Source organism: Geovibrio sp. ADMFC3 (assembly GCF_054687035.1).
In genome coordinates, this window is sequence record NZ_BAAFZG010000002.1 from 310021 (window position 1) to 321110 (window position 11090).

General features: G+C 43.3%; 11 protein-coding genes. All 11 read right to left on the reverse strand.

Annotation, left to right across the window (positions count from 1 at the left end):
- Window positions 1–4: 4 nt before the first annotated feature.
- The 11 genes from proC to ybeY all read right to left on the reverse strand — a co-directional run bounded on the left by proC (window position 5) and on the right by ybeY (window position 11089).
- The gene (gene proC / locus ACYRYY_RS01735; protein ID WP_460213766.1) at window positions 5–817 is read right to left on the reverse strand and encodes a pyrroline-5-carboxylate reductase; all 813 of its coding nucleotides are present in this window, start codon (window positions 815–817) and stop codon (window positions 5–7) included.
- On the reverse strand, window positions 804–1697 hold the full coding sequence (locus ACYRYY_RS01740) for an alpha/beta hydrolase (RefSeq protein ID WP_460213767.1): 894 nt from the start codon (window positions 1695–1697) through the stop codon (window positions 804–806). Before ACYRYY_RS01740 ends, proC begins: the two co-directional genes overlap by 14 nt.
- Window positions 1694–2698: an MBL fold metallo-hydrolase gene (locus tag ACYRYY_RS01745; RefSeq protein WP_460213768.1), complete on the reverse strand. Its 1005-nt coding sequence runs from the start codon at window positions 2696–2698 to the stop codon at window positions 1694–1696. The genes ACYRYY_RS01740 and ACYRYY_RS01745 overlap by 4 nt, the downstream gene beginning before the upstream one ends.
- Window positions 2688–4220 (reverse strand): bifunctional aminoglycoside phosphotransferase/ATP-binding protein, encoded by a 1533-nt coding sequence (locus ACYRYY_RS01750; RefSeq protein WP_460213769.1) that lies wholly within the window; start codon window positions 4218–4220, stop codon window positions 2688–2690. The genes ACYRYY_RS01745 and ACYRYY_RS01750 overlap by 11 nt, the downstream gene beginning before the upstream one ends.
- Window positions 4221–4233: 13 nt before the next feature.
- Window positions 4234–5064 (reverse strand): deoxyribonuclease IV, encoded by an 831-nt coding sequence (locus tag ACYRYY_RS01755; RefSeq protein ID WP_460213770.1) that lies wholly within the window; start codon window positions 5062–5064, stop codon window positions 4234–4236.
- A complete protein-coding gene (fbp, locus tag ACYRYY_RS01760) occupies window positions 5064–6059 on the reverse strand; it encodes a class 1 fructose-bisphosphatase (RefSeq protein ID WP_460213771.1) in 996 nt (331 codons plus the stop codon). Before fbp ends, ACYRYY_RS01755 begins: the two co-directional genes overlap by 1 nt.
- A 101-nt stretch (window positions 6060–6160) precedes the next feature.
- The gene (gene recO, locus ACYRYY_RS01765; protein WP_460213772.1) at window positions 6161–6859 is read right to left on the reverse strand and encodes a DNA repair protein RecO; all 699 of its coding nucleotides are present in this window, start codon (window positions 6857–6859) and stop codon (window positions 6161–6163) included.
- Window positions 6856–8217 carry a magnesium transporter gene (mgtE, locus tag ACYRYY_RS01770; RefSeq protein WP_460213773.1) on the reverse strand — a complete coding sequence of 454 codons (1362 nt, stop codon included), beginning with the start codon at window positions 8215–8217 and terminating at the stop codon, window positions 6856–6858. Before mgtE ends, recO begins: the two co-directional genes overlap by 4 nt.
- A complete protein-coding gene (era, locus tag ACYRYY_RS01775) occupies window positions 8218–9111 on the reverse strand; it encodes a GTPase Era (protein ID WP_460213774.1) in 894 nt (297 codons plus the stop codon).
- On the reverse strand, window positions 9111–10409 hold the full coding sequence (locus tag ACYRYY_RS01780; RefSeq protein WP_460213775.1) for a hemolysin family protein: 1299 nt from the start codon (window positions 10407–10409) through the stop codon (window positions 9111–9113). Before ACYRYY_RS01780 ends, era begins: the two co-directional genes overlap by 1 nt.
- A 224-nt stretch (window positions 10410–10633) precedes the next feature.
- On the reverse strand, window positions 10634–11089 hold the full coding sequence (gene ybeY / locus ACYRYY_RS01785; protein ID WP_460213776.1) for an rRNA maturation RNase YbeY: 456 nt from the start codon (window positions 11087–11089) through the stop codon (window positions 10634–10636).
- Window position 11090: the final 1 nt, after the last annotated feature.

Below are 11090 nucleotides of genomic sequence, written 5' to 3' on the forward strand. Positions count from 1 at the left end.
CATTTTATTTCTTGCCAAGTTCCTCGGAACGCTTGGTTGCTTCCTCAACAGCGTCGATAACAGCAGCGGAGAAACCGCCCTTCTCAAGCATATGGACGCCCACAATCGTTGTTCCGCCGGGGGAAGTAACCATATCCTTAAGTGCCATGGGATGCTCTCCTGTTTCAAGCACAAGCTTTGCAGAACCATAAACAGTCTGCGCTGCAAGCATACGTGATGTCTCACGGCTTAAACCCAGTTTAACTCCCGCATCGGCAAGAGCCTCAATGAACTTAAAAACATATGCCGGACCGCTGCCCGAAAGCCCTGTGACTGCATCCATCTGTTTTTCAGCAATAACAGCAACCTTGCCCACAGAACAGAAAAGCTCTGTCGCTGTTTCAAGTTCCGGCTTGGCTGCGTATTTTCCGGCGCATATGGCAGAAGATCCTTCACCCACAAGGGCGGGAGTGTTTGACATAACCCTGATTACACGCAGACCGCTCAGATAATGCTCGTAAAATTCGGTTTTAACACCTGCGGCGATTGATATAAGCAGTTTATCCTTAAGAAACTGGCTTATTTCATCCATAACCTGTTTTGCTATCTGCGGTTTAACACAAATCATTATGATTTGGCTCTTTTTTGCGACTTCGATATTATCCATGGTGATGTTTATACCGAGAGATTTGCTCAAACCTTCAAATCTTGATGGTTCAGGGTCAGATGCCATTATATTTTCTGGTGGTACAAGACCGGAGTTCACAAGCCCTTTCATTAAGGCGAACGCCATGTTTCCTGCTCCGATAAACCCGATTTTTTTGTTACTTAATGACATCTATCCACTCCTTTACCTCAGCGAACATACTGTCTCTGTGCGGGTTGTTATCTCCGCCGAGAGCATGGTAGCCGCTTTGGTCATTCTCGAAATATACAGCTTTTTTATATGTTTTGATCCGTCCGAAAAACTCTTTCGCAGCCTCGGCGCTGACCACTCTGTCCCCCTTGTGCTGAAACATGAGGACAGGGATATTTATTTTATCTGCCAATGGGTTGGTATATTCTGTAAACATAATAAGCTGATGAACGCCTTCCATCGGGTATTTAGTATAGAAGAATTTTTGTTCTTTTGCCTCAACATTCTTTTCATCAAACTTTTTAAAGTATTTTACGTATGGTACAAGAAAGCTCAGGGGATTTTTGATTTTTATGCAAGGAGCAAGGAGAATAAGCCCGTCTGCATCATTATTTATTACGGTATTCACGGCGATAAGCCCGCCCATGCTCTGTCCCGCAACAATTATCTTGTCACAGTTATTTTTCAGCAGGAAATAGCCGTATTTTACCGATTCGTACCAGTCTTCATAAGTAAGCTGATTAAGGTTTGCAGGCTCTGAACCGTGTCCGGCAACCCTTGCCAGATAAACAGTAAACCCTGCTTCGTTAAGATATTCGGCAAGGGGCAGAAGCTCATAGGGTGCTCCGGTAAAGCCGTGGATGAGAAGAACGCCTGTTTTCCCGCCTTTGTAGAATTTGGGGTAGTTTTCAGGTTCTTTTACGATCTCCGATTCCGCACGCTTAAAATCCATAACCTCAAGCTCATAATCCTGCACGCCTTTCAGATTTACAAAAGGCTTGAGAGTAACGAGCTTTGATCTGCCCATAAAAAATAATCCGGCAGCAACAGCACAGATAACCAGAACAATAATAAGTTTCATCTTGTTTCGACCTCAAGTATTTCCCCGTCAAAACCATCATAAAGTCTTTTCAGAAAAGGACCTCTGTCACGGTCATATCTGGGTGCAAAGTGAAAAAAGCGCACCTTACCCGCTCCGGATCTTTTGTAGATTGTTTTTGCCAGATCGAGTGTGAGATGCTGTTTATCCATAGCGTGCAGAATATCTTCTTTCATGAACACACCTTCCATAAGAAGGGAGTCTGTTCCTTTGGCAAATTCCAATGCTTTCAGATAATTAGAGTAACTTGGCGCAATGTCAGTGATAAAGGTGATGTCCTGCGGGCTATGTTTGGTTATGAATTTAGCTTCAAGCTCTGCAACAGCCATTTCCCGCATTCCTTCTTTTGTATCAATAGTAATTGTTTCATCCGTCAGATAACCGTTTTCGATTTTCTGCTTCAGCTCACCTACCCATTTTCCCGGTTTAAAGCCCTGTTCCGCCATGAGTTCACCGTTCGCAGAGTAAAGGGGTTTTTCTTTGATTCGGTAGCCGACAGAAGTTACTCTGTGTTCAAAGAAAGCAAAGTCAAAGGTGAATCCTTCGCCTAAGTCGATGTCGCTATGGTTTATTTCGGAGTAGACGCCTTCAAAACCGTTTTCAGCTTTAAACAAAGCATGTTTATGAAGGCGAGATTCGTTTAGTTCAACCACTTCAAAGTTGATGGCATAGCTTTTTATCAGGTTCCATGTGTATGAATCCAGTTTACCCCGAACATTCTTTATTATTCCGGGAGGACCGAAAACTCTGACTGTTTTCTCCGCCATGAGAGAGCCTCTCAATATGCGGTCAAACCCGTAAAAGTGGTCTATGTGCGTGTGGCTTATGAATATATCGTAAATGCTCAGCACTTCCTGATTAGTAAGTGAGCCTATTTTGCCGCAGTCAAAAAGGAAGGCGTTTTTCTTGTAAACGTTTCTTACAAAAAACGCCGTATCCTCAAAAGGCGAGTTTACCTGAACTACGGAAAAGTTATTTTTCATCAATCAGAAACTCCATAACACGCCTTGCGTTGTCATCAACACAGCCAGTTGTTTCAACAGAAAGATCAGCTCCGGCATCCACAAATTTATCCTTATGCTGGAAATATATTTCCTCTCTGCCGTCTGTCACTGCTGTTTTTTTGGCACGCTCTTTAAAACGTTCCAAAATAACGGAATCATCTGCGGTGAAACGGATTTTTTTATAAAAACGAGTGTTCTTTTCCGCAGCCTGAACAAAAGCGGGATCGGAAAAAGTTCCGTCAAGGATTGTCATACGCCCTGTCTTAGCCTTTTCAGCAGATTTTCCGCCCAGATGAGCATAAACCTCAAGGGACTTCTCGTGGGTGTATATACCTGTCTCCATTGCGGTTTTGCTGCTGTCTGTCGGCTGAAGACCGCTGAGAAGCTTGCGCTCAACATCAGTATTAAATTCTGCAGCGGCAAATTTATCAGCAAACGCCTTTGCGTTCTTGGATTTTCCGCAGCCCATGTAGCCGTAAAACATAAGTGTTTTAGGAGCTTCCATATTCAGAGCATATGCAGCGGCGAGATCGATAAGCCTGTCCACGCTCTTTTTTGTGTCTGCAAAGCCTTCCCACTCCTCGCCTTTCTGTGCGAGAAGAAAGCAGGTAACCTTTGCCCTGACAAACGCCCTGTAGCATTTATAAAAGTTAAAAAGCTTTATGCTGTTTTCATCGCTGTATTTTTCAAAAAAGCCCTCTGCCAGAGCATCGGACAGGTCTGTTCTGCCAAGCTCATCAAGCTCCATGCAGATAAACGCCACTTCAGAAACAACATCGTTATAGCGGAAGCGTTTATTAAACTCTATACAGTCTATCAGACCGACTTTTCCGCTGTCGAAGAATACGTGTTCCGCACGCAGATCACCGTGTCCGTTCACAACAAAGCCGTCTTTCACTCTTGAGGCGAATACATCCTGATGTTTTTCAAGAAACTGAAGTGTTTCCTTTTTTATGAAGTCGTAGAATAACTTATCAATGAATCTTCCTGCAAAGCTTTCAGTCTGGGAGAAATTTTCATCGCAGTTAAAACGCACTACAGATGCTCCGCCGTTTTCCTCTGCGGCAGCTTCATCTGTAATGATACCTGCAAAAAGTCCTGCTATGTGCCGTCCTGTCTTACGCATATCATCCACGGAGATTATCCCTTCTTTCACTCTGTATGAAAGGAAGCTTCTTTCCGGTATGCGCTTCATGGTGACAACATATTCCATCGTATTCTGGGTGTTTTCATATTCTGTCAGTTCAAAGGATTTTTCCTTGCGGGCAACCTTAAGGACTTCGCCGTAAATTCCCTCGCAGAAACGCCCGTTCAGCTCTTTTTCCATAAGGCAGTATTGCTTACGGAGCTTCAGCCTTGAGAAATCAAGAAAACCGAAATTAACGTTCTTTTTTACTTTGTAAACCTTGTCTTCCGTGAGAAAAACATAGGATATATGTGTTTCAACAACCTTTTCAGGCTTGAGAAGGTCTTTCATAATCATAACTATCGGTGCTTCCATCTCTGCTGCTCCTTTATACTCTGAATGATTTAAGCAGGCTTACTTCGCCTTCGTATGTATTTTTTTCGCCCACAGGCGTTTCCAGAATCCCCAGTGTGTTTCTTAACCTTGGGTCGTTGACCGCTTTTCTGAAAAAATCAGCCCCTATTTCACCTTTTCCTATCATCGCATGCCTGTCGACTCTGCTTCCCAGAGGCTTCTTGGCATCGTTGAGGTGAAACACCTTAATTTTATCGCCGAACTTTTCAAAAAGGGAGTCAAAAACCGAATCATAATCATTTACAATATCATATCCTGCGCTGAACATATGGCATGAGTCAAGACATAAACCCACTTTTTCACCGCAGGAGGATATATTTATTATCTCTTCCATATGATCAAATGAACAACCTATTGACGAACCCTGCCCCGCTGTGATTTCCAGAAGAGTCATAACGCTGAATCCATTCTCATCATAAACCTTGTCGATGGAACGGGCTATTCGCTTTATGCCTTCTTCCAGTGTTGAGCCTGTAAATGAACCGGGATGAATCACATAATAAGGAATGCCGAGGCTTTGACACCTTTTTAACTCATCCGTATATGCGTTGAGGGATTTTTCGCAGATGTCTTCCTTAACGGAAGCTAGATTAATGAGGTAAGAGGCGTGGGCGCATATGCGGGAAAAGCCGAAATCAGCCGCTTTTTCCCTGAACATGGCTATGTCTTTATCCTGTATGGGTTTGGATTCCCATCTGCTGGCGTTTCTCACAAAAACCTGAAGAGCCTCGCATTTATCATGCAAGGCTCTTTCAATGCTTTTATATATTCCGCCTGATATGGACTGGTGTGCGCCTAAGCGCATTAAGCCTCACCTTTCATATACTTGCGGTAAAGTTCGACCTCGTGCTTTGAGCCGATGACCAGGGGCGTTCTCTGGTGGATTCCTTCGGGTTTAATATCGAGAATATCGTTTATTCCGTCTATTGCAGCTCCGCCTGCCTGTTCAACAAGATATGCAAGGGGCGCAGCCTCATAAAGCAGCCTGAGCTTGCCTTTGGGGTTGCTTGTGTCTCCGGGGTATGCGAACACGCCGCCCTTGAGAAGGTTGCGGTGAAAATCGGCAACAAGGGAGCCTATGTAGCGTCCTGTGTACGATCTGTCGCTCTTGGTGCGGAGATCCTTAACGTATCTTTGTATTTCGGGAGTCCATTTTTCAAAATTAGCTTCATTAAAGCTGTATATCTTACCCTGTTCGGGGATTTTGATATTTTCGTGGCTGAGAAGGAACTCGCCCACGCTGGGGTCAAGGGTAAAGCCGCTTACGCCGTTTCCTGCGGAGTAAACAAGCATTGTGCTTGAACCGTAGATCACGTATCCTGCGGCAACAAGGTTTCTGCCTGGCTGAAGGAAGTCCTCAAGCGTTCCCTGATTTCCTTCGCTCACTGCTCTGTAAACGCCGAAAATTGTTCCGATGCTTATATTAACATCAATGTTGCTTGAGCCGTCCAGCGGGTCAAAAACAACAACATATTTTCCCTTAGGGTATTTTTCAGGGATGGGGATTATTTCCTCGCACTCCTCTGAACCCATAGCACAGAGCTTGCCTAAGTGGTCCATTGCGCTGATCATTTTGTCATTGGAATAAACATCCAGTTTTTGCTGATCCTCACCGTGAACATTCACGGACTGGGCCTTCCCGAGAATATTCACTATGCCTGCCTTGTTTACTTCTCTGGATATAATCTTGGAGGCAAAGGCGATCTGTTCTATTATTGTTGTGAAATCACCTGTAGCGTGAGGATATTTTCTCTGCTCCTCAAGCAGATATCTGTTGAGATTAGTCAACCCCTTCTGCATTTGGACATCTCCGACCTTAAAATTTTAATACTGGAACAATTGTCTTATAGTTTTTGGCAATAGTAGAAAATTCACAAAGATTTGTAAAGCTTTTAGGCTGTTCAGAGGAGAAAGCTGAGAGTCGATGCGCTTTTAAGTTCTTTTCCATAAAGGGATTTATAAAATTGAGCAAAAAACGAAATAATCTCTGTCTCATTTTCTCTGTTTATTATCAGGTTCTTCATCAGCTCACTTACCTGAGCGCTTTTCATGAACAGCATCACTGAGCCGGATACCCTAATCCCTGAATGGCGGCATTTTCCGCAGAAATACTCGCCGCCAAGAACATATCCTTCGGTGCTGTTCTCATCCCCGCACCCTGCGCAAACATTGAAATCAGGCAGCACCCCGTTTTTTTCAAATATATGTCTTACAGTAAAAGAAGCTGCCTTACGGAAGTTTGTGTTATCGATTTTTGTAATAAGTTTCATTAGGTATCCGTCTTTTTCCCTTTCCTGATAGAGAGCGTCCATCACCTCGAAGATAAAATGCAGACGGATCATTATTTCATGACTGTCTATAAACCTATAAAATTCGGGTTTCTGGGTAAAGGCATAAAAACGGCAGAGATCGGATGATTCTTTCATCTGAAAATCCAGAATACCGGGAAAACAAGTCAGCAGACCGCCTTTTTTGCTGAAGGCTTTCGGGACAAACAGTTTAATTTTACCAAAGTCAGCAGTAAAAGCCCGTGCAACAGCGGAAGAATCGGAATATCTGTGAAGTTTATAGATTATGGCGTCTGTTAAATGCCTGCTCATCCGAAATAGCGAAGAAGAACTGCGGACACTGAAAAGTAAATGGAAAGCCCCAGAATGTCATTCAGCATGCTGATAAAAGGGCTTGAGGCAACTGCGGGGTCGAAATTAAAACGTATGAGGGTCGCCGGAACAAATGTACCGGAAAACGTGGCAAGGGTCATAGCGAAAAACATTGCCGTTCCCACCACTAGGCCTATGGCTGGTGAACCTGACCATAGAGGAGCTATAAAAGCCAGCAGAATGCCTATAGTAACTCCCATTATCATCCCGACACGCATTTCCTTCAGCATGATGGGTACAATATCCGTGGGTGATATTTTGCCGAGGGCGACTCCGCGTATGAGAATTGTGGCGGACTGGCTGCCGGCATTGCCTGCCATCGCCATTATGATAGGCACGAAGGGGACAAGCATGGCAAAGTCTTTTGCATGTCCCTGAAAGAAAGTAAGAACGATACTCGCTACAATAGAACCCACAAACGTTACAATAAGCCACGGCAGCCTTACTTTGGCGATTTTGACGGAATTGTTCGCAAACATAAGCTCATCATCCGATGAACCCACCATCATATAAAAGTCTTCCGTGGCTTCCTCACGGATAATATCTATAACGTCATCAACTGTGATAATACCTGAAAGAACGTTAAATTCATCCACAACAGGGATGGCAAGAAGGTCATACTTTTCAACTATTTTTGCAACATCTTCCTGATCCTCGTGGGTGGTAACGTGGATGACGTCGGTGGTCATTATCTCATAAAGCTTTTTCTCCGGCGGATTAAGAATAAGCTGACGGAGAGAGATAACCCCCACAAGCCTTCCTTCGTCATCCGTTACGTAGAGATAAAAAACCATATCCACATTTTCCGCCCCGTGGAGCGACTTTGTGGCTTCCTTTACAGTGGTCTCCTCGTTAAGGGAAAAATAGCTGGTATTCATAATTGAACCCGCTGTATATTCCTCGTAGTTAAGGAGTTGCTCTACTTCGCTTATCTGGTCGTTGTCGCCTATAAGGCTCAATACTGAGTTGGATATATCATCAGGAAGAAGACGCACGACTTCTGCCGCATCGTCACTTTCCATATGTTCTACTATTCTGGCTATTTTTTCGGGTTTCTGTTCTGAGATGACATTGATTACATCGGCTTCGTTCATCTCAACGATAATTTCAGCCAAAAGCTTTTCATCCTTAATATGGCTGAGAAGCTTTTTTCCGTCTATATCGTTAAGGTTGTTATATATAACAGCGATATCCGCAGGGTGCAGCTTTGAGAGTGTTTTCTCTAAAGCCACCCTTGCGTTTCTTCTGATAAGTTTTTTAACGCTTTCTAGTGAAACCTTTAATCTTGGTGTGAGCATCTACCGGAGTCCCTGTATTCTCAAAAATTCATCCTTGTCTGCCCAATCATTACGAATCTTAACCCATAATGCAAGATGAATTTTGACTCCGAAAAATTTCTCCAGATTAAGTCTTGCTTTTGTTCCTATCTCTTTAAGGCGTGCGCCCTGCTTTCCGATGACCATTCCCTTATGGCTTTCACGCTCAACAATTATGGATGCGCTTATCTCCATCCGACCATCATCAGTGTCTTCAACTGATTCAGTTTCAACAACTATACGGTAGGGAAGCTCATCCTGGAGCTGCTCGAAAACCTGTTCTCTCACGTATTCTGCAATAAGCATTTTTTCAGGAACAGTAGTTATCTCCTCACTGTCGAACATGGGCATGCCCTCAGGCAAATGTTTTACAACGAGTTCAAGCAGCAGATCAACGTTTGTTCCTTTCCTTGCGCTTATGGGCACAACTTCAGCGAAGTCAAGCACTGGGAAGAGCTTTTCTGCCAGAAGAACCGCCTTCTCCTTCTTAAAAATATCCAGCTTATTGATAACAAGAAACTTTTTTGCCTTTGAAGCTTCCAGAATTTTAACAAGATTTTTAAATTCAGGTCCAATATACTCATCAGCCTGAACCATAAGAAAGAGTATATCCGCCATATCTATGGAATCTGCTGCCTGCTGAACCATAAGTCTGTTTAGCGTGTCCTTCGCCTTGTGATACCCCGGAGTGTCTATGAACACTATCTGGTAGTCTTCTCCGGTTTTGATGCCCTGAATATTCGTCCTTGTAGTCTGGGGCTTGTTAGAGACTATGGCTATCTTTTCGCCTATGAGGCTATTAATCAGCGTTGATTTACCAACATTGGGTCTGCCGAGTATGGAAACAAAACCCGACTTATATATCTGTTCCGGCATTAAACCTCCACATCATCCGCAGCAGGGGGTGTGTCCTGTATTTTTTTCATTTCTATTTTGCATATCTTTCTGTCTTCAATTTCAAGCACGGTAAGGGTATTTCCGTTGAATATGTATGAATCGCCCTGCTCCGGCACTTTTCCTGCAAGGTCATAAACCAACCCCGCCAGTGTTTCATATTTTTCCATTTCCTCTGTTTTTTCAATATGAAACTCTTCGCAGAAATCGTCAATATCCATCATGGCGTCAAGCACGTAAGTATCAGGATCTGTCTGTTCGACCTCAATTTCCTTCATTTCGTCTTCGTCATACTCATCGTAAATATCCCCGACAATTTCCTCAAGGACATTTTCAAGGGTCAGAAGTCCCGCCACTCCGCCGTATTCATCAAGAACTATAGCCATATGGTTTCTGGTTTTCTGAAACTCGGTCAGCATGGTATCTATCTTTTTGGTGCCGGGGATAAAATAAGGCGAACGGAGCATACTGCGGAGATTAAAAGTGCTTTTATCCTCTCTTGTAAAAGCAAGCAGATCCTTAACATTCAAAATGCCGATAATTTTATCAATGGTATCTTCATAAACCGGCAGGCGGGAAAACTCATTTTCAAAAACCTTATTCATTATTGAGTCAAAGTCATCATTAACATTAACGGCGATAATGTCCCTTCTGGGAACCATTACTTCCTTTATGCTCATGTCGCCGAGTTCAAAGATATTCTGAAGCATTTCTTTCTGCCCGTTTTCCAGAACCCCTTCTTTCTCGCCGACATTTATAATAAACTCAAGTTCTTCTTCAGTAATCTGCGGTTTTTTCTCAAGCTTGCCGCCGGAAAGCTTTATCATCGCAACCACGAACTTGTTCATCGCATAAGTTGCGGGGAAAAGCACTGTGTAAAACACCTTAAGAATCCGCATCAGGGCAATTGCCATAGCCTCCGCATTATGCTTTGCGAAGGTTTTTGGTGTAATCTCTCCGAATATAAGAACCATAAGTGTCATAACACCTGTTACAGCAGCGATTTGCGTATTGCCGAAAATTTTCTGCATCATATCGGCAGCAAGAACAGAACCGAGAATGTTCACTACGTTGTTGCCGATAAGAATTGTGTTAAGCACCTTGTTGGGGTGGTAAATCCAAAGTTCAAGAATTTTTGCTTTCGGGTTTTCTTCGATCATATGTCTAACCTTCATCTCGCTGAGAGAGGTCAGGGCAGTCTCACTGCCGGAAAAAAAGCCAGAAAGTATTAGACAAACGAATATTGAGACCGACTGAAACAGTATACTGTCAGTTTCCAAAACAATTCACCTCTGATGAGAATATGATTAAACACGCCACAGAAAAGGGCGCAGAATATCTGTGATAATAAGTATGGTTATCGCTTCCGCAATGGGGAAGCAGCCGTGCAGAACAAGGTTCGGAAGGAGGTTTCTTTTTCATTTGCGGAATATTAACATAAAAAAAACTGCTGTTCCATATTAAAAATGCCTGAAAACGGCGGTTTTAAATAATTTGACTTTTTTCACTGAACGAGTCCGTCCTTAATAAGCTTGCGAAGAATATCTTCCTGCATATCAAACATTTCCTTTTCATCCTCTTCTGAAAGTTCATGATCAAACCCCAGAAGATGAAGAAGCCCGTGAATATACAGAAAAGCAAACTCCCTTACAAGAGGAATTTCATTCTCCTCCGCCTGTTTCTTTGCAGTGTTTATGGAAATAACAATATCACCGAGCATTCCGCCGTCATCCAGAGGGTATTCAGACATAGGGAACGAAAGGACATCAGTTGCGTAATCTTTCTGTCTGTACTGAGAATTCAGGGAGCGTATTTCAGCATCGTCTGTTATCAAAACAGATACTTCCGCTTCTTCAAAGGAAGCTTCGGTGAAGCTGAACACCTCAAGGGATATTTTTGTAAGGAAATCCTCTTTGAATCCGCTTTCTGTTTTATCGGTTAAAAGAACATCTGCCGTCACT